General features: G+C 38.3%; 17 protein-coding genes. 9 read left to right on the top strand and 8 right to left on the bottom strand.

From position 1 onward, the window contains the following. Positions 1-139: 139 nt before the first annotated feature. From HL290_RS05055 to HL290_RS05035, 4 genes are all read left to right on the top strand, one after another. Entirely contained in the window at positions 140-1,951 is a 1,812-nt protein-coding gene (locus tag HL290_RS05055; protein ID WP_198495791.1) for an ABC transporter ATP-binding protein, read from the top strand. Further along, entirely contained in the window at positions 1,948-3,780 is a 1,833-nt protein-coding gene (locus HL290_RS05050) for an ABC transporter ATP-binding protein (protein ID WP_198495790.1), read from the top strand. Before HL290_RS05055 ends, HL290_RS05050 begins: the two co-directional genes overlap by 4 nt. A 165-nt stretch (positions 3,781-3,945) precedes the next feature. Beyond that, positions 3,946-6,438, top strand: coding sequence for a TonB-dependent receptor plug domain-containing protein (locus HL290_RS05040; protein ID WP_198495789.1), 2,493 nt, complete (start codon positions 3,946-3,948; stop codon positions 6,436-6,438). A 37-nt stretch (positions 6,439-6,475) separates the two neighbouring features. Continuing rightward, entirely contained in the window at positions 6,476-7,738 is a 1,263-nt protein-coding gene (locus HL290_RS05035) for a lipase family protein (protein ID WP_413784441.1), read from the top strand. Positions 7,739-7,832: 94 nt separating this feature from the next. Here the strand turns inward: HL290_RS05035 and HL290_RS05030 are convergent, their stop codons facing one another. Next, positions 7,833-8,921: an LLM class flavin-dependent oxidoreductase gene (locus HL290_RS05030; protein WP_198495788.1), complete on the bottom strand. Its 1,089-nt coding sequence runs from the start codon at positions 8,919-8,921 to the stop codon at positions 7,833-7,835. Between the two features lie 315 nt (positions 8,922-9,236). Between HL290_RS05030 and HL290_RS05025 the strand changes: the two genes are divergently transcribed. Continuing rightward, the gene (locus tag HL290_RS05025; RefSeq protein ID WP_017390729.1) at positions 9,237-10,313 is read left to right on the top strand and encodes a sigma-54 interaction domain-containing protein; all 1,077 of its coding nucleotides are present in this window, start codon (positions 9,237-9,239) and stop codon (positions 10,311-10,313) included. 29 nt (positions 10,314-10,342) lie between these two features. On the opposite strand, the gene tatC is transcribed toward HL290_RS05025, so the two are convergent. The 7 genes from tatC to HL290_RS04990 form a co-directional block, all read right to left on the bottom strand. Next, positions 10,343-11,089 carry a twin-arginine translocase subunit TatC gene (gene tatC / locus HL290_RS05020; protein ID WP_198495787.1) on the bottom strand — a complete coding sequence of 249 codons (747 nt, stop codon included), beginning with the start codon at positions 11,087-11,089 and terminating at the stop codon, positions 10,343-10,345. Further along, positions 11,086-11,499: a Sec-independent protein translocase protein TatB gene (gene tatB, locus HL290_RS05015; protein ID WP_198495786.1), complete on the bottom strand. Its 414-nt coding sequence runs from the start codon at positions 11,497-11,499 to the stop codon at positions 11,086-11,088. The genes tatC and tatB overlap by 4 nt, the downstream gene beginning before the upstream one ends. Positions 11,500-11,512: 13 nt before the next feature. Next, entirely contained in the window at positions 11,513-11,725 is a 213-nt protein-coding gene (locus tag HL290_RS05010; RefSeq protein WP_198495785.1) for a Sec-independent protein translocase subunit TatA, read from the bottom strand. Between the two features lie 96 nt (positions 11,726-11,821). Next, complete coding sequence (locus tag HL290_RS05005; RefSeq protein WP_032061428.1) at positions 11,822-12,577, bottom strand: ABC transporter ATP-binding protein; 756 nt, start codon at positions 12,575-12,577, stop codon at positions 11,822-11,824. A 33-nt stretch (positions 12,578-12,610) separates the two neighbouring features. Next, entirely contained in the window at positions 12,611-13,399 is a 789-nt protein-coding gene (locus tag HL290_RS05000; protein ID WP_000083104.1) for an ABC transporter permease, read from the bottom strand. Then, positions 13,399-14,238 carry an ABC transporter permease gene (locus HL290_RS04995; RefSeq protein WP_198495784.1) on the bottom strand — a complete coding sequence of 280 codons (840 nt, stop codon included), beginning with the start codon at positions 14,236-14,238 and terminating at the stop codon, positions 13,399-13,401. Before HL290_RS04995 ends, HL290_RS05000 begins: the two co-directional genes overlap by 1 nt. Before the next feature lie 3 nt (positions 14,239-14,241). Continuing rightward, a complete protein-coding gene (locus HL290_RS04990) occupies positions 14,242-15,315 on the bottom strand; it encodes an ABC transporter substrate-binding protein (RefSeq protein WP_198495783.1) in 1,074 nt (357 codons plus the stop codon). 315 nt (positions 15,316-15,630) lie between these two features. Here HL290_RS04990 and HL290_RS04985 point away from each other — a divergent pair, with 315 nt between their 5' ends. The 4 genes from HL290_RS04985 (at position 15,631) to HL290_RS04970 (ending at position 18,945) form a co-directional block, all read left to right on the top strand. Next, positions 15,631-16,764 (top strand): LLM class flavin-dependent oxidoreductase, encoded by a 1,134-nt coding sequence (locus HL290_RS04985; protein WP_198495782.1) that lies wholly within the window; start codon positions 15,631-15,633, stop codon positions 16,762-16,764. A gap of 190 nt (positions 16,765-16,954) precedes the next feature. Beyond that, on the top strand, positions 16,955-17,782 hold the full coding sequence (locus HL290_RS04980; RefSeq protein WP_198495781.1) for an energy transducer TonB: 828 nt from the start codon (positions 16,955-16,957) through the stop codon (positions 17,780-17,782). Between the two features lie 24 nt (positions 17,783-17,806). Then, positions 17,807-18,541 carry a MotA/TolQ/ExbB proton channel family protein gene (locus HL290_RS04975; RefSeq protein ID WP_198495780.1) on the top strand — a complete coding sequence of 245 codons (735 nt, stop codon included), beginning with the start codon at positions 17,807-17,809 and terminating at the stop codon, positions 18,539-18,541. After that, positions 18,541-18,945, top strand: coding sequence for an ExbD/TolR family protein (locus tag HL290_RS04970; RefSeq protein ID WP_001018517.1), 405 nt, complete (start codon positions 18,541-18,543; stop codon positions 18,943-18,945). Before HL290_RS04975 ends, HL290_RS04970 begins: the two co-directional genes overlap by 1 nt. The last annotated feature ends 14 nt before the right edge of the window (positions 18,946-18,959 follow it).

Genomic DNA, 18,959 nt, shown 5'->3' with positions numbered 1-18,959 from the left:
TAGTGTTTTAAAATCAACACCTCCCATAAATAGCAAGCTATAAAATTAATATAAAACAATAATTTAAAATATTTTTAGAGATCATTAATTTGGCATGAATCTCGCAATAAAACGGAATCTTAAATTTTTACTATCTTTTATGTTTAATAATTATCCATTATTACGAAGTTTGGCTTTATACCGTTTTATGCCATTTCGCTTCTTATTGACGGCGACCTTATTTGTGATTGCAAATATAGGGTTAGCCTTCCAACAATATTCAATCGGACATGCGATTGATACCTTAAAACACAGTGAGCGAGAAACCTTATTTCAGCATGCTATCACTGATCCTTTAAACCCTTGGTTTTGGTTCATTCTACTTGCGAGTATTGCTTGCATTAGGGGTGTTATTCAGTATTTGGCAGGGTTAAGTGCTTTAACCATTGGTCAGCAATTACTAAGTATTTTAAGAGAAAGAATTTTTAGCCAAGTGCAGCATTTAGATGTTTCATGGCACTGGAAACATGGGTTAGGAGAGGTGCTATCTCGAACAACACGTGATTCAGATAAATTAAAAGAAGCTCTTATTAATTTTTGGCGGCAAGTGTTTGAATCAAGTCTTGTTGTGTCGGTAACTGTTGGACTCTTGTGTTGGTATCATCCTTGGCTTGGAGTAGTCCCTTTATTATTTATTTTTCTAGGTCTTTGGGTGTTATTTAAACTGACCAATCAATTGGTGGTGCTGGATCATCAAGTCGCATCTGCCTACGAAAAAGTCAGCGATACCTTAGCAGAAAGCGTGAATGGGATTCGGGTCGTCAAAGCTTTTCAACTCGAAGAGAAGCTTTTACAGCGTTTTAATCATGCCGTAGATCTATTTATTCATCACTCTATTCAAACCATAAGCACAAGTGCAAAACGCTTGCCTATTCCTCAAGTGATTATTGCGTGTTCTTATTTATGGGTGATTGGCTTTGGTGCTTATTTAATTGGCCAAAACGAGTTGCAGGTGGGGCAATTTGTAGCTGCGATACTCATGGCAAATTTATTGGTATTTCGTATTGAAAGCATTGGTCAGGTCTTACAAATTTTTGCTGATGCTCGCTCTTCAGCAACAAGAATATGGCAAATGCTTGATGAAAAGTCTGCAATTGAAGATCAACCACACCCTTTGCCGTTGCAATGGCATGATGGGATAAATATTAGATTAGAAAATGCAAGCTTTCAGGATAAAACAACACAAAAGTTTATTTTAAAGCAGTGTCATGTTGAATTTCGTGCAGGTGAAATCGTCACTGTCGTAGGTAAAACTGGCTCAGGTAAAACGACTTTAATGAATTTACTCAATCGGTTTATTGACCCAACAGAAGGGCAAGTCCTGATTGGTTCTGAGCAACAGGGATGGATCAATATCAAAGATTTAAGCCTATTTGAATTACGCCATTTGGTTCAGATTATTCCCCAAGAAAATTTCTTTTTCAGTGGCACATTGGCAGATAACTTAAGAATTGCTAAGCAAGATGCAACTGAGCAAGAGATGCGAGACGCTTTACATTTAGCTTCCGCATCAGAACTATTACAACGGCTTGATGATGGATTAAACACTTTGATTGGAGATAAAGGCGTTACTTTATCTGGAGGACAAAAACAGCGGATTGCTTTGGCTCGTTCTATCTTAAAAAACTCGCCAATTTTAGCCTTAGATGACTCAACCAGTGCTTTGGATTCGACCACAGAAAAACAGGTTTTACAACGACTATCAGTGCTTTCTGATATGGGAAATCATTTTAAGAAAACCATTATTATCAACTCGAATAAACAAACCACGATTGCTTTATCTGACCGAATTATTGTTCTAGATCAAGGGCAAATTATTGCTCAGGGAACACATAATGAATTGGTACAAAGTTGTTCATTCTATCGAGAGTTGATGGGTTTTGAGTTGCCACAACAGGAGCTTGAAGCATGAATACAAGTGTTAAAAATTTCCGTCTGTTCGCAAAATCAGCCGATCTACAAATCGAAGAAAATTTGGCAAAGACCTCAATTCATAGAGGGATGTTGACGAAACTTATTCCTTTAATTTATCCCATCCGTTACTTGCTGCTTGCTTTGATTGCAGTAGAAATTTTGCAAGTATTAAGTATCTTTGTTCGACCGTGGGCCGTTAAATACATTTTAGATTCAGGCTTTCAGCAAATTGCTGGGAAAATGGTGCTGCATCAGCCTGTTTTATTCATTGCGATTAGCATTTTAACGTTGAGTTGGATTTGTCGTTTTGCTTTAGCGGGCGTATCAAAATATCTTTCAGGCCGAGCAGCTTTGAAAGTTATTAATGGTTTAAGACGTACTTTGTTCCAGCATATTCAAAGTTTAAACATTGGCTATTTTGACCGTACTAAAGCTGGCAGAATTATTTCACGGGCCGATCGTGATGTTGATACTTTAGAGCCTGTTTTAATACAAGGACCACCAGAGTTACTTTCGGCAATTTTGCGTTGTGGTCTGGCTTCTGTTCTTCTTTGGCATATTTATCCACCATTTTTCTGGTGCTTATTTGCAACTTTACCAATCTTATTTGGGATGACAACCTTTTTTAAAAAGTCATCGCAAAAACATTGGGGACGAGTTGCCGAAGAACGCAGTCGATTTACTGCCCATTTGGTTGAAACTGTAAATGGCACAAAAATCATCCAGCAGTTAAATTACACCGAAACAAATCAATCCCGTTATCAGGATTTATTAAAAGATTTTAATAGCTCTATTATTTATGGCAGTAAACGGACCAGTTGGTTTGCACCCTTTACAGGACTACTTTCGACTGTAGCCACTGCCGGATTTATTGTGATTGGTAGTTATGCCTATAGTGGTGGAATAATTAGTATTGGTCAGTTCGCTGAAAGTATTTTCTATGTTTTTTTATTCTTAGCTCCCTTACAGGAACTTACCGATTTATTTGAACGCTATGCAAATGGGGCAGCATGTGCACAACGTATATTTTTACTTTTAGATACGCAATCTAGCATTCAAGAACAACCAAATGCTGTGAAGCTTGAACAGTTGAATGGTCATATTCGATTTCAAGGGGTACATTTTGCCTATACCCATAAGCCCGTTTTACAAAATTTTAATTTAGAGATTGAAGCAGGGAAAGTAATTGCGATTGTAGGGCCAACAGGACATGGGAAAAGTACGATTGTTCAATTGTTAACGCGGTTTTATGAACCTCAACAGGGCGGAATTTTTCTAGATCGTTACCCCATCCAAAATATTCATCTTGCCAGTTTAAGGCAGCATGTGAGTATTGTTTTACAAGATAATGTTTTATTTAGTGGAACGATTTTAGATAACTTACGTCTAGTTCAACCTAATGTTTCAGATCAGGTGCTTATAGCGGCAATTGAAGATTTGGGGGCAGATGAGATTTTGCAACAACTTCCACAAGGGTATTTCACTGAAGTAGGAACCCTCGGTAAAAACCTAAGTCATGGGCAAAGACAGCTGGTTTGTTTGGTTCGTGCATATTTGGCAAATCCTAAAATATTAATCTTAGATGAAGCTACTTCTGCAATCGATATCTATACCGAGCAAAAAATACAATATGCACTCAGACGCTTATGCCAGAATCGAACATGTATTGTTATTGCACATCGGCTGAGTACCATTCGAGAAGCTGATAAAATTGTGGTGATCGAAAATGGTCATGTTGTAGAGCAAGGTTCACATGAACAGTTAATACAGCAAGAAACAGCATATTTTCAGTTATATCAGTCGTATCTTCAAAATCAACTGGTCTAAACATCTTCGAAATTGAAAACTGTAGTTTTATAAACATTTTTTTGAATCATTGTTTAAATTTAAACAATGATTCTTTTATTTTAATTAATTAAATTATTGATAATAAATAATTTAATTATTGGCATTTGCTTTGCTATATCGGTCTAGATCGTTAAGGAAGCTCATATGCGTACATATTTTTCTCAATTTATTATTCACTCCTCACTTTTTGCACTGAGTGCACTTACTGCTTCAATTGCTTTGGCAAACGACCAAAAGAATTTGTCAGAGAAAGAGGATGTCATCACATTACAATCTGTAGTTGTCACGGGTTCTAGACGAGCCATTAGTAGTTCTCTCGATACACCTGCACCCGTTGATATTTTAACTGCCAAAGATTTACAAGAGACTGGTGCAACTGATCTTGCAGCAGCATTAACACGGTTGTCTCCTTCGGTGACTTTACCGAGTTCTCCTGCGGGTGGGTTTGGAGCCTCGGTTCCGCCAAGTATTGCACTCAGAGGATTATCTGCGGATCAAACTCTAATTTTAATTAATGGAAAACGTCGACATACATCAGCATATTTCACCCGCCAAGCCTATGCAGGTGGAAGAGGCGCGGCAGTAACTGACCTAAGTTTAATTCCAGTGAGCGCGATTGAGCGTATAGAAATCTTACGGGATGGTGCTGCTGCACAGTATGGGTCGGATGCCATTGCCGGCGTCGTTAATATCATTTTGAAATCACGTGATCATGGCGGTGGAGTGAGCTATCAAACTGGTGGCTATACTCAAGGAGATGGTGAACAGCATAAAGTTAATCTTTGGAAAGGTTTTGCGCTCCCTAATGATGGTGCGTTGACGGTTGCATTAGATTTAGGCAAACGTGAAGCTGCAAGTAACACGGCCCCAGATAAACGAACTTTTTATGATGGTTCAACCAATGCTCAATATACAGAACAAAATACACCCTATAGAACATGGAAATTTGGCTCACCAGAACAAAAAGATCAAATCAATGTAACGGCGAATTTAGATTTACCTTTGACGGATGACGTTGCACTTTATGGTTTTAGTAGCTATGGACACCGTAAAACGATAGGGGAAAACTTTTATGAGCCCCCAACAACCAAAACAGTACTGAATCAATCCAGCTATTTTAAAGAACGTTATCCAGATGGACGTTCGCCATTAAGCTTAGTCACTGTAGATGATTTTGCAACAACAGTTGGAGTTAAAAAAGGAGAGCAGAAGTCAGGTAAATATGATCTTTATGCGACCTATGGACAAAATAAAGTGAGTACAGAACAAGGTAACGGTATTAACCCAAGTTACGGCTCAAATTCTCCTTCAAATTATGACTTGGGTGAAAATATCTTTGCGCAATTAAATACAGGGCTAGACTATAGCCGTGATATTGCAATTGACTGGTTAGCAAGCCCACTCACATTATCTACAGGGGTCTTATATCGCTGGGAGCAATATAAGCAAAATGCTGGTGATCCAATTGCCTATACCCGAGGCCCATATTTCAATCCAAGCACAACTTTAGGAGTTGGAGTTCCGGGGATATATGCTGGAATTACAGACCAAGATGAACGAAAAATTAGTCGCGATGTTTATGGTGTCTATCTAGATTTAGAAGCAGATATTATTAAAAACTTGAATGTGGGTGCCGCTGTTCGAAGTGAAAAATATTCAGACTTTGGTTCGACTACAAACGGAAAATTATTTGCTAAATATGATGTATCACCTAAATTTACGGTACGTGGTTCAGTAAATACAGGCTATAGAGCACCGTCATTGGCACAGCAGGGCTATTCGGCTTATAGCGTACAAACAGTACAGACCCCTTCAGGTTGGCAAGATGTGCAACAAAGAACTTTAGTTGCAGGGAGTGAGGCCGCTTTACTGATTGGTGGAACTTCTCTTAAACCTGAGAAATCGACGAATTATTCTTTAGGTTTTGTTTGGAAGCCTCTTGCCAATACATCGGCAACTTTGGACCTTTATCAAATCGATATTAAAAATCGTATTTTGCTTTCAGACAATATTACTGGAAGCGTAATTACCAATGCTTTTGCCAATACACCGTATTCAAACATTGCCAATGTGGCGTTCTTCAATAATTTATTAGATACACGTACCCAAGGCGTAGAGCTCGCGCTTAAACATGATTTAAACCTTGAACAATATGGCAAGTTAAATCTGAATCTAGGTCTGGCATATAACAAGAATGAAATTACGGAAACAAGAGATTCTATTACCGCAAAAGGTGAGCGAATTCCTGTTTCAAGCATTGCAGGACGAAATACACAAAGCCTCATTGAGTCCGCTGCACCAAAGACAAAGCTAACGCTTGGCGCACTTTGGTCAAATCAAGCGTGGAGCGTGAATACAGCAATCCGCCGTTACGATAAATGGACCACTTTAAATAACACCAATACTGCACTAGACCAAACCTTTGACCCACAGTGGATTGCAGATTTGGATATTGGCTACAAAGCGGATGCATTTGTGAAAGGTCTGAAATTCAATTTAGGCGCGATCAATTTATTTAATAGCCATCCTGATCAAGCGAAAGATTCTTCGGTCGGCAACATCGTCAAATATAGTTTTAATGCGCCTGAAGGAGCATTTGGAACATATTTATATGGCCGCGTAAGTTACGAATTTTAAATCAAAAATGATGAAACAAATTTTAAGGTAAATGACAATGCAACATACTTTTTTATCAACGTTATGCAAATTTTCTTTAATCACAACGATGTTAACTTCAAGTTGTTTAGCAAATGCTCAACAAGCTCCAGCACCTGAAGATAAATATGGAGATGGCCGAGTTTCCGAGTTTTACACATGGAAATCAGCTATTCCAAATCAAGCTGGAAAATTATTAAAAACAGAGGCTATTCATAATCCCTATATTCGTTTGGCAAATGACAGTCAGGCTATTCGGATTCTCTACAGTTCTACCAGTGGTAAAGATAGCAAAACACCTATTGTGGTTTCAGGAAGTATTCACTTACCAAAAGGAACGCCTCCTAAAGAGGGTTGGCCAGTGGTGTTATGGGCACATGGTACGGTCGGTTTAGCCGACGCTTGTGCGCCGTCTTGGAGTGGGCGATCATACCGAGACGTACAATATTTAAACCGTTGGCTTAAAGAAGGATTTGCGGTCGTTGCTACAGATTACGAAGGTTTAGGTGTTGCAGGACCGCACTTGTTAATTAATAACCCAATGCTGGCTTATAGTATTTTAGATAGTGGTAGAGCTGCTTTAAAAACCAAGTTACCCCTTGCAAATAAGTTTGTGATTGTTGGTCAATCTCAAGGAGGCGCTGGTGCTGTTGCGGCTTCTTCCTACTCGGCAACGTATGCACCTGACTTAAATATTAAAGGTTCAATTGGTACAGGTGTGATTTATCAAGATCCTGAAGCGACGCCTGAAAAAAATCAGTTAAAGTTAAATCCTTACGAAGTCAGCCCATCACTCGCTTATGGCATCTATAGTTTCTTAGTGACACAAAGTTTATATCCAGAAATTAAAACAGAAGATATTTTCACGCCTGAAGCAGCTCCTTTAGTTGAACAAGCAAGAAATGCCTGCTTAACAAGTTTTATGGGAGATATTCAGACCGCAGGGCTTTCGCCAGCGCAAGCATATAAATCCAATCCGCCGGCAAGCTATAAAAAGCTGCAAGAGAAACAGTCAAATAATTATGGTTATTACCCTACATTAAAAATCAGTCATCCATTGTTTATTGGAACAGGGGCAAATGACCGAACACCAGATGCTCGTTCTCAAATGAAGCTGGTGGCAGATGCTTGTAAAGCAGGTACAGTGGTCGAAGGTCATTTGTATCATGGCTTAGGGCATAGCGAAACTGTTAATGCCTCATTAAAAGATTCAATTCCGTTTGCTAAAAAAGTGATTGCAGGAGAGAAAATTCAGGCTGTTTGTAAACCTGACTTGCAATAAAAGATGGGCTAAAGATTTTCTCACTGAAGAAAATCTTTATTAAAAAAAGCCGCTCTTCAAAGATACTGAATGAGCGGCTTTATGTTTTAAATGTTTAAGCGATTTGTTTTAATCTTTTGGCTGCCTCTTCACGTACAGCGGGGATGATATAACGACCATAATCGACAGTATCATAGATCGGATCGTAGCCCCGATTTAAAAAAGTCGTCACCCCTAAATCCACATAATCGAGTAATGAGGCAATAATAGTGTCTGGCGTACCAACTAGGGCAGTCGTATCACCATAAGCCCCTACAGCAGTTGCGGTTGGCATCCATAATGCGCGGTCATGTCGATTACCTTGCTGGGCTGCTGCCAATAAGCGCTGTGAACCGATGCCTTTGACTTTATGTCCTGATAATGTTCCGTTATTTTGAAAAGTCGGATTATTTTGAATGTCTGAAAGAATCTGTTCTGCTCGTTGCCAAGCAAGTTCTTCGGTTGGGCCAATAATAAGACGTACAGATAAGCTAACAGGAGGCTGCGGTTTATTGGCTTTTTCTGCTGCAAGCTTCAATTTAGTAATTTGCTCTTTTACTCCAACCAGTGGTTCACCCCATAGTGAATAGAGATCTGCATGGCGAACTGCAATATCATAAGCAATGTCTGATGAGCCACCGAATGAAATCGGGATTGTACCGTTGACTGGCTTTAACGGGCAAAAAGCATTGTCTAACTTAAAGTATTTACCTTCATAGCTAATCGGTTGATCGCTTTTCCAAAGTTTCTGGATGATATCTAGATATTCACCCGTCCGTTCATAGCGCTGACCTTTATCAATAATATAATCGCCTTCTTGAGGCTCGGCAGTAATTCCCGTAATTGCATGTAAACGGATTCTTCCACCACCCGTAGTATGGTCAAGCGTAGCAAAAGAACGCGCAGCAAGATTTGGAGTGAGGAGTGCAGGACGATGGGCAATCATAAACCCGAGTTGCTCAGTATGCTGTGCCAGATAAGCTGCGATTTGCGCGCTATCCGGACTGCTTGGCCCGCTAGCAATTAAGACTTTATCAAAACCCGCATATTCATGTGCCCGTGCGTGGTAACGTAGATATTCGAGGTCAATTTTATGACCAATACGTGTTCCTTTGGTTTCAGACCATTGCTTAGGAAAAACCATACCAACAAATTCGATGCTCATTATTAAACCTATTTTGTGGATTTTAAATGAATGAGCAAAATAAATGCCAAGCTTTATACCTATATAAATCAAATGTTGTAGTAATTTATAATTATTTTAATGTTTGGATTTAATCAAAAAGATAACATTTTGTTTGAGAAGCAACATAGCATAAAAAGTGATTTATGTTGATTTTTAATTTATAAGAGAAAATATTCTTAGAATAAAATAGGTGAATTTTGGATTAAATATCTTTATTTATTATTTATTAAAAAACACCCTGAAATGTAATATAGCCTTTTAGAATGCTTATATCATAAGTTTTATGGGGCAATTATGAAGACCTTTTTAGATAATGATTATAAAGTAATTACTTTGCCTGATAATGGTGTTCCTGTAAAACCAATAAGAGCAAAAGCAATTATCTTTTCAGATCAAAACTCCCGTAAATTATTAAATCAAGTGGAAACGATTGCTCCAAGCTCTGCCAGCGTCATCATTCAAGGTGAATCTGGAACAGGTAAAGAGTTAATTGCACGTGAAATTCATTTGAAAAGTGATCGTAAAAATAAACCTTTTCTTGCAGTCAATTGTGGTGCTTTAGTCGAGACACTTGCTGAGTCTGAACTGTTTGGTTATGAAGCTGGGGCTTTTACGGGTGCAAACAAAACTCGAGCTGGTATTTTTGAAACGGCGGATGGGGGCACTTTATTTTTAGATGAAGTGGGTGAGTTACCACTATCCTTACAAGTTAAGCTGTTAAGGGTATTGCAAGAAAAAGAAGTGGTACGTGTGGGTGGTCGAAAACCAATTCCAATTAATGTCCGTATTTTGTCGGGAACACATGTCGATTTACGTAAAGCTGTAGCAGAAAATAAGTTTCGTCTAGATTTATATTATCGCTTGAATGTAGTTGTGCTTAATATTTTGCCACTGCGTGAACGTAAAGGAGATATTTTACCTCTTGTTGATTTCTTCTTAAGTTCATACTCTCAGAAGCTCATTACCACTAAGCCAAATATCAGTGATAGAGCAAGAAATGCGCTGCTGAATTATAGCTGGCCAGGCAACATTCGTGAGCTAGAAAACAATATTCACTATGCTTTGCTGGTGAGTGGCGGTAAAACAATTGATCTTGAGCACTTAAGATTTTCTGAGGAAACGGGTTCCGCCGTGTTACCCGATAATGATCTTATTCAAGAGTTTGAGAATATCTTAAAGCGTTTATTTCAGGAGTATGATGGGGAAGCATGGCATATTATTGAAGATAAAATAGTAAATACTGCATTTTCAAGTTGCTGGAATAATCAGGTCAAGACTGCAAAAATGTTAGGTCTATCGCGTAATGTTTTACGTAATCTTCTATCAAGATATAACTTACTACCTAATAAGAATGAAAATGAAATCGCTTAAGGGTTTTACATAGCAAAAACATCCATTTTTTAATGGATGTTTTTTTGCGTTATGAATTTTGTGACCCATAAACCTAATTCAAATAACAGCCACATTGGGACTGCAAGAGCAAGCATGCTAAAAACATCAGGAGGGGTAATAAACATTGCAATAAAAAAGAAGAATACAATGATGTGTTTGCGATGTGCTTCTAGCTGTTGAATAGAAATAAGACCAATGAAAATAAGAATATAAGTTAAAACTGGAATTTGAAATGCCAGACCAAAAGCCAGAAACAGCTTTAAACAAAAATCCAGATAGCTATTGATATCCGTCATGGGTAACACATTATCAGGCGATGCCAATACGAAAAACTTTAAAGCCAAGGGCAAAATTAAAGTATAGGCAAACACAATTCCTAAATAAAATAAAAGGTTACTCGAAAGCATGAGTGCTATACCGAACCTTTTTTCTTTTTGATAAAGTGCGGGGGCAACAAATTGCCAAAATTGATAAAGAATAAAGGGAATACTTAATAAAATCGCAAAATAAATATTGAGTTTAAATGGTGCTAAAAATGTACTCATCACATCTGTTGCAATCATGGTGGAGTTGCTAGGAAGCAATGAAATTAAAGGATGAGCAAGAAAATGGTAGTTCTTCTGAGCAAGCGGCAATAACAGTAAAAAAATCGCTAAAACTGCACCAATGCTATAGATCAGCCGTTTTCTTAATTCTTTTAAATGTTCGCTATATTTCATTTCAGTGAGGCTTTCACTGACAATATGTTCCGTCATGCGGCTTGATCCTCACTGAATTTATTGGCTGTTTTAAAATGAGCTAAAAATGGTGTCTTTAACTCATCTGAACGGGTATAGATATAGTCATTGATGTGCCGTGCTTTGGTTTTTTGTTCCGTAAAAACAGATGTTTGTACATTTTCAATTTCTTGTTGCATGAGTAGGAGTTGTTGTTTGAGCTGCTCTTCATTTTGTTTGATTTTTTGCAGCTCTTCTTGCATGACTCTCTTAAGTTCGATCAGGTCAAGTTCATTTTCAATATCATTTTGAATTTTAGTAATTTGGTTTTTAACTGCTCTGTATTTAAGGAGGACTGATCTTAACGTGTGAGGAAGCTTTTCAGGTCCTAAAATAATAAGCGCAATAATTGCAAAAGCTAATAACTCTCCAAAGCTGATATTAAACATAATAATAAATCACTCATATTTTATTTTTTTCATTATGTGATTCAACTGGACTAATATCTTTGTATTGCTGATTCTGCAATAATTTCTGATCATCAGAATTAACTGAGTCTTTAAAGTCTTTAATTGCACCACCTAAGTCCTTACCAAGGTTTTTTAACTTTGAAGTTCCAAATAACAAAATAACAATAACTGCGAACAGTAAAATATGCCAAATAGATAAACCCATTTTCTTTATCCTATATTAATTAAATGTAAGGAATATTAATATCACGATATTATCTATTTTCTAAATCATATTAATATCGATCAATATTCAAATTAATTATGCTGTGTGATCTAGCATATTAAGTGCCTGATTGCGAAAACCAAATAAAAGTTCACTTTCTTTATGTCGAGGATGTGTCAGCGGAACTTGAATAATTTCTTTAATTTTTCCTGGTCGAGCTGACATCACAATCACACGATCTCCAAGATAGACAGCTTCTTCAATATCGTGAGTCACTAAAATCATGGTGATTTTTTCGTGTTGCCAGATACGTTGAAGTTCAGCTTGTAAGTGACTCCGTGTGATGGCATCTAAAGCGCCAAAAGGCTCATCCAAAAGTAAAATATCGGGTTTATTGACGAGTCCGCGTGCAATTGCAACACGTTGAGCCATGCCACCCGAAAGCTCATGTGGATAAGCCTTTTCAAAACCCTTCAGCCCGACAATTTCTATATGCTCATTTACCCGTAAATTTCGCTCTTCACGGGTTAGTGGAGTCTCTTCAAGTGCTAAATGGATATTTTCAAAAACAGTAAGCCATGGAAGTAATCGGTGCTCTTGAAAGATAAGACCGCGTTTTAAATCTGTACCTTTTATCTGAGTTTGATTTAGTAAAATTTCACCGTCATAGTCTTGATCTAATCCAGCAATGAGGCGCAGTAGTGTTGATTTTCCACAGCCACTACTGCCAACAATCGAGATAAATTCACCTTGTTCAATATTGAGGTTAATACCATCTAAAACGGTCAAAGTATTTTGATCACGCTGAAAAGATTTATTGAGTTTTTTAATGGAAAGTAGAGAGAAAGACATATTAATTCCCGATGTTATTTTTTAAATTAAAGATTAGGTACGCCATTGCAGCAGGCGTTTTGAAATAAGATGAATACCTGCCGTCATAAAGGCCCCACAAAGGGTAACCGTTATGGCGCAAACCAACAGAATATCCATTTCGGCATTAATCTCGGCTTTCATCATTAAGTTGCCGAGTCCCGCACCCGCATTGAATAGCAATTCACTTGCTGTAGTGGTGATCCAAGTAAAGGGCACAGCTAAATTTAGACCAGTTAAAATATGCGGTAGGGCTTGGGGAAGGCGTATTTTTTTAAATTTGCGCCAGAATGAAAATTGATAAATACGTGCGATCTCATCATATTTTGCATCATTGTGGCTGAGGCCCTGAAACGTATTGATCACTAATGGAAAAAACGAGGCAAGCGCGATAATAAAGATTTTTGCTTCTTCTCCATTGCCAAACCATAAGGCAATTAAGGGTGTTAAGCCCAGTAACGGTACTTGTCGAATACTATTAAATAGTGGGGAAACTAAAGCATTTAAAACCTTTGAATAGGCAAGCAAAGTACCTAAAATTAAGCCGCTTATCGAACCTAAGATGAATCCTATTCCAGCTTTTTTAAGACTTCCCCAAGTGTTTAGCCACAATTCACCTGTTTCAAGCAATTTAATAAATGCGAAATAAATGTTTTGTAAAGGAACAAATGCATAGGCATGACTGGCACCTAAGCTTGAGTTATATTGCCATAAGCCTAATAACAGTAATGGTAGTACTAAGCCTTGTACTAAAATAATTGGCCGTTGCCATGTCTGTTTTAAAGTAAATGAACGCTGAGACATTATTTCTCCCTCGAACTAAGCGCAGGTGAGATAAAGCGGTGTTCTACTAAACGTAAAACTTTATCCAAACCAAACCCGACCACGCCTGTGATAAACACACCAACCATCACAACATCTAAGCGCAACATTTGACGTCCTAGTTCCATCATTTGCCCAATACCCGTTCCAGCTGCCAGTAGTTCAACGGCAACTAAAATCAACCATGCACGACCAAGTGCAATTCGTAGCCCACCAATTAACGGCGGGAGTATGGATGGAAGAATAATGAGTCTGAGCCAAGCACGTGTTTTAAGCTGGTAGATTTGTCCTAGTTCAATATATTTTTTGGGAATATTTTTGACTGCATCGGCTGTTGCTAACGCTATTGGAAAAAAACAGGCCTTTATAATCAGTAAAATTTTAAATAATTCACCAATCCCAAAAACTAAAATAAAAATAGGAATAAGGACAAAGATTGGAATTTGATAAAAAACGTTAAATAAAATATAGGTGTAATTACGGAACGTTGTGTTTGCTCCATAGGCAATACCAAAAGCAATTGCACAGATTGCGGCGATAGAAAACCCCAAAAACAGACGAGAAAGACTATCTTTGAGATGCATTTGAAGCTCACCACTTTGTAACAACACAATGAAAGTATTCCAGACAGTTTTAGGCGGCACCAAAATTTGGGTTGGGAAAATCTGTAAAGAACTAATCAAATGCCAAATGAGTAATACTAATAAGGGTGAAATCACAGAGAGCAGCCCATACACTTTTTTAGAAGAAAATTTCTTACGGAGTGGGGTTTTAAATAAATCATTATTTTGCTCAATAAGTGGCTTTACTAGTATTTTCATGGTCTAGTTTCCCTGCTTATTGGAGGCATGATTTGCCTGTAAATTTTGAATCGCTTGACGGGTAAACTTCGGATTCAACAGCTCATCTGCTTTAATTGGTGTCTGAATAAGCTGATTTTTCACAGCGTGATCAATGACTTTTGAATAATGCTGTTTAAGAAAATCGACTTGATAATTAGGTGACCAGTCTTGTTGCCATGTGCTTGCCGTGTTCTGGCTTTCACGTTGAATCACACTAAGAGGTTGGCCAAACTTAGTTTGACTTTGCTGAAACTCATCTTGATGGTGGGCAATCCAGTCCATTGCACGTACTGTCGCATCAGCAAGTAATTGAGTAGTATCTGGATGTTGCTCAATGTAGCTTTTGCTACCCCAGAGTTCGGCACGCATTTTCCAGTCCGCTGGCAAAGATTGTGATGACCAAATAATTTTACCCAAATGGCGATCTTGTAAAGTAAGTGCATCGCTTAAGGTAAAAAAGGCATCTACACTTTTAGCAGATAAAGCAGCGGCCCCAGCTTGCGGATTTAAATTCACAATTTGAAAGTCTTTTAAGCTTAATCCTTTACTTTGTATGAGTTGTCCAAAGTTAATTTCCCACGGACGGCCACGATGTAATGCAATTTTTTTACCTTTTAATTCCTCAATAGATTTAATAGGTGAATTTTCTGGAACAATAAGGTAGACGTTATTACCCACACCTCCGGGTACAACAATTTGCGTTTTAACGCCTGTTGCATTGAGCACTACAGCGGGAAGGTTTCCATAAAAAGCAAAATCAATTTTATTATTTATAAAACTTTCATTGACCAGAGTCGCTACAGCAGCAGTCGTCACTGGTTCCCACTTTAATTCAATGTGATTTTGCTTTAATGCTTTTAGAAAAATTTGATCTTGTGAAATCAGTTGTGGCACACCAATAAAGTCCAAACTACCCGAAGTGCCATTGGCAACGACTGCAATTCGGAGTTGCTGCTGTTCAGACTGTTTTGGGGTGTTCTCTTCTGTTTTTTGTGCGCCACAAGCAACAAGCCCCAAAAAACTAAAACCTAAAACTAGACGTGGAAAAATACGCATATCATCATAAGAATTAAAAAAATATATGAGTATTGAGCAAGAACCAAGCCAATAAAATTATTTTAAATAAATCAATAAATTATAATTTTTTAGAATTGTTATTGAGGTTAAATGCCGCCATTGTGTTGTGATTGGGACACTCTTTAGCGTTTAAGTGTTGAAATATCAACACAGCTTTTAAACTCGATTTTTTAATATTTATATAAAACAGTAGTATAGCTAAAAATTAATTTAAAAAAATAACGGCATGATTCCTGCTCATAAGACTTTTAACGAATTAAATATCGTCAAATCTTTAAATTATCGAGATTCATTATGTCAGTTGAGTTTTTATGGAGAATCCCTGTTCATGGGGATGGTCGTCGAGCACATCAATTACACACACGCGGTGAATGGAATCAATTAACTCCAGCAGTTCAATCTCCACAACGTGTTGCGCCGCAACATGAGGATCAGTTATTTGCTTACTATGACTATGTCGAGCAAGTGGCGAAAGCAGCCGATATTGTTGGTTTTCATGGCGCACTCATTCCTGCTTTTCCACATACTGAAGAACCATGGGTGTTAGCGTCTGCACTGGCAAGAGAAACTAAAAGACTTCGTTTGCTCATCGCAATTCAGCCTTGGTTTATTCATCCTGCTTATGCAAGTCAAATCGCTGCAAGTTTGCAGCGTTTAAGTCAGGGACGAGTAGAGTGGAATGTGATTTCAGGTGGAGGCGGTGCACAACAACGTGCGTATGGGGACTTTATTGAACATGATCAACGCTATGCACGGACCAACGAATTTTTAGAATTTGTGAAAGGTTATTCGCACCATGCACCTTTCAATTACGATGGAAAGTTTTTCCATGTTGAACAGGGCGGCCTGAAATACCCAATGAATCAATATGACGTTCCGCGTTTGTGGTTAGCAGGTGCGAGTGACGCTGCTTTACAAGTGGCAGGACGTCATGCCGATATTCATTTAACTTGGGGGGAGCCTGTAGACCAACAAAAGAAAGTGATCGAACAGGCTCAAAATTTCTTTGAGCAGAATTCGCCAGAACGAAAAGTTAAATTTGGCATGCGTATTGATATTTTGGCACGACCTACTCAAGAACAGGCCTTCCAAGAGCTTAAACAGATGTATGAAACCATTACAGTTGATGGTAATGCATTTGAACGAAAAGACACTGAATCTGTAGGAGCGAAGCGTCAGCAGGCCTTGGCACAGGGCAATCGTTTTGAAGACTTATTTGTAAGTCCGAATGTTTGGGCGGGAATGTCAAATGTAAGAGGTGGGCCAAACTGTATTTTAGTCGGGAGCTATGAACAGGTCGCAGAGCGTTTGCAAGAGTATATTGATATTGGGGTTGGACATTTTATTTTAGCGAGTAATCCACATTTAGAAGAAGCATATCGAGTGGCTGAAGAAGTCTTACCCTTAGTAGGATATAAATTAAAATAATAAACTTAGACCTCTTTGAGAAATTAAAGGGGTCTTGTTGTTTGAACAGCATAACAGTGTTTGAAAACCAACATCTTTTACATGATTTATTTAAATACTTTTTATTAAATATATTAAAAATAATAACTTAAGTATTTGGCATGGCTTGTGCAACTTACTGCTTAATCTTTTATTTTTAGTTTAAGTTGCTATGCGTGAACAAATCTTTAATCCCCATAAGCGGGCTTTGCTCTTTGAGCAATATGCAACAGTTGCAGCCTCAACTGAAATTGCAGATCCATTTGCACGGCATGATCAAGAAGCCATTCAACCTGCTCCTGAGAAGTTAAATAAAGTCTTAATCGCAATTATTGCCGTTGCTTCAGCACATCTTGGAATTTGGTATATCGCAAAACAATTACCGACGCCAGCTTTAGATATTCATAAACCCGAACCTGTGGTGATTGAAATTGTAAAACCAGTTGAACCACCTAAAGTGATTGAACCCAAAATTCCACCGATTACTGAAAAACCAAAAGTTCCACCTGTGGTGGAAAAACCTAAGCCAATTCCTAAACAAGTTGAACAGCCAAAACCTGTCCAAAAAAGTGTGGAGCAACCTAAACCAGTTGCAAAAACGGTGGCTGAGCCAACCCCACAAAAAGTTGCAACACCTGTGGTCGCAAAAGAAGTAGTCGCCGAACCGGTAAAAAAAGTTGCTGAGCCTGTAAAAGCTTCAGATGACAACTTGCCAGTGACTGAAGCCAAAGGTTATGCCGGATATCTCAGTAATCCTGCACCTGAATATCCTGACCAAGCTTTAGAACGTGGTTGGGAAGGCTCAGTCATTTTACGGGTCAAAGTATTAGCAAATGGCAGCCCTGATACGGTCAGTGTTAAGCAAAGTAGCGGCAAAAAACTTCTAGACAGTGCTGCCGTAAGAACAGTAAAGCAATGGAAATTTTCACCTGCACTAAAAGGGAAAACACCTGTAGAAGGCTGGGTCGATGTTCCAATTCATTATCAATTACCGAAATAAAATTTAAATTAAGAGGATATTTTCATGACAGATATTAATTCATTGATCCATGACGGCACGATCTGGTTATTAGTCGCTTTCTCAATTGTGACTTGGGTGTTGATTGTGGTTAAGGTGGTTCAGACACAGCGGGCGACTAAACAAAGTAAGCTTTTTGTAGAAGAATTTTGGAAAGCGAAAAATTTATCCGATGCAGTGACGAAATCTGAACTTGGTGAAGGCCCGGCAGCACGCGTTGCTAACACAGGTTTCCAGACATTAATTGAAGCAGATGAAAAGACGCATCAAGACTTACAAAACAGTTGGAGCCGTCAGGACTTATTAGAGCGCCATTTAAGTAAACAAGTTCTTACCGAGCGCCGTCAATTAGAAAAAGGCTCGGCTTTACTGGCTTCTATTGGAAATAACGCACCGTTCATTGGTCTGTTCGGTACAGTATTTGGGATTATTCATGCATTACAAGCGATTGCTCATTCAGGTAATGCAAGCATGGATGTCGTGGCTGGACCAATTGGAGAAGCGCTGGTTGCAACGGGTATTGGTATTGCAGTTGCTGTACCTGCGGTACTTGCCTATAACTACTTCGTGCGTAAAGTAAAAACAATTGGCGCAGATCTTGATGATTTTGCAACGGACTTCGTGAGCCTGAATCAAAAAGCAGGATTCCAACTACCAACTGCAAAAAAGGGTACGACTGGTAATACGGCGCTTAAAGATAATTCTGCTAAAGAAGTGAAAGAGAAAGGAGTGTTTGCATAATGGCAATTTCTACTTCTCAAGAAGACGATGTCGTCAGTGAAATTAATATTACGCCGCTGGTCGATGTCATGTTGGTTTTACTCATCGTATTCATTGTGACAGCTCCTTTGTTAACAAATACGGTGAAAGTAAATTTACCCAAGGCAGCTCCGACTCAATCTACAGATCAAAACAAAGCTGTGGTCATTAGTGTAAATCCGCAAGGTGAAATATTCCTTGATAAAGATAAGGTGACACTTGCTAACTTTGAACAAGAAATAAAGTCACGCAAAAGCAGTAACCCTAAATTAGCATTAAACTTAAATGCTGATGAGACTGTACCTTATGGAACAGTCGCAAAATTATTGGCAAGTATTGAACGTGTAGGCGTAGATAAACTCTCTGTGATTACAGTGCCTAAATAATTATATCCCCGTAA

The sequence above is a fragment of the Acinetobacter sp. AC1-2 genome (genome assembly GCF_016124155.1).
GTDB classification, from domain to species: Bacteria; Pseudomonadota; Gammaproteobacteria; order Pseudomonadales; family Moraxellaceae; genus Acinetobacter; species Acinetobacter calcoaceticus.
The sequence above is the reverse complement of the archived record's forward strand: the minus strand, read 5'-3'. Positions and strand labels throughout refer to the sequence as shown.

Excerpts from the sequence above, each read along its gene's own strand:
- HL290_RS05040 (WP_198495789.1), top strand. The coding sequence starts at position 3,946 with ATGCGTACATATTTTTCTCAATTTATTATTCACTCCTCACTTTTTGCA.
- HL290_RS05010 (WP_198495785.1), bottom strand. The coding sequence starts at position 11,725 with ATGGGTTTATCTATTTGGCATATTTTACTGTTCGCAGTTATTGTTATT.
- tatB (WP_198495786.1), bottom strand. The coding sequence starts at position 11,499 with ATGTTTAATATCAGCTTTGGAGAGTTATTAGCTTTTGCAATTATTGCG.
- tatC (WP_198495787.1), bottom strand. The coding sequence starts at position 11,089 with ATGACGGAACATATTGTCAGTGAAAGCCTCACTGAAATGAAATATAGC.
- HL290_RS04985 (WP_198495782.1), top strand. The coding sequence starts at position 15,631 with ATGTCAGTTGAGTTTTTATGGAGAATCCCTGTTCATGGGGATGGTCGT.
- HL290_RS05050 (WP_198495790.1), top strand. The coding sequence starts at position 1,948 with ATGAATACAAGTGTTAAAAATTTCCGTCTGTTCGCAAAATCAGCCGAT.
- HL290_RS04975 (WP_198495780.1), top strand. The coding sequence starts at position 17,807 with ATGACAGATATTAATTCATTGATCCATGACGGCACGATCTGGTTATTA.
- HL290_RS05035 (WP_413784441.1), top strand. The coding sequence starts at position 6,476 with ATGCAACATACTTTTTTATCAACGTTATGCAAATTTTCTTTAATCACA.
- HL290_RS05030 (WP_198495788.1), bottom strand. The coding sequence starts at position 8,921 with ATGAGCATCGAATTTGTTGGTATGGTTTTTCCTAAGCAATGGTCTGAA.
- HL290_RS05000 (WP_000083104.1), bottom strand. The coding sequence starts at position 13,399 with ATGTCTCAGCGTTCATTTACTTTAAAACAGACATGGCAACGGCCAATT.
- HL290_RS04995 (WP_198495784.1), bottom strand. The coding sequence starts at position 14,238 with ATGAAAATACTAGTAAAGCCACTTATTGAGCAAAATAATGATTTATTT.
- HL290_RS05005 (WP_032061428.1), bottom strand. The coding sequence starts at position 12,577 with ATGTCTTTCTCTCTACTTTCCATTAAAAAACTCAATAAATCTTTTCAG.
- HL290_RS05025 (WP_017390729.1), top strand. The coding sequence starts at position 9,237 with ATGAAGACCTTTTTAGATAATGATTATAAAGTAATTACTTTGCCTGAT.
- HL290_RS04990 (WP_198495783.1), bottom strand. The coding sequence starts at position 15,315 with ATGCGTATTTTTCCACGTCTAGTTTTAGGTTTTAGTTTTTTGGGGCTT.
- HL290_RS04980 (WP_198495781.1), top strand. The coding sequence starts at position 16,955 with ATGCGTGAACAAATCTTTAATCCCCATAAGCGGGCTTTGCTCTTTGAG.
- HL290_RS05055 (WP_198495791.1), top strand. The coding sequence starts at position 140 with ATGTTTAATAATTATCCATTATTACGAAGTTTGGCTTTATACCGTTTT.
- HL290_RS04970 (WP_001018517.1), top strand. The coding sequence starts at position 18,541 with ATGGCAATTTCTACTTCTCAAGAAGACGATGTCGTCAGTGAAATTAAT.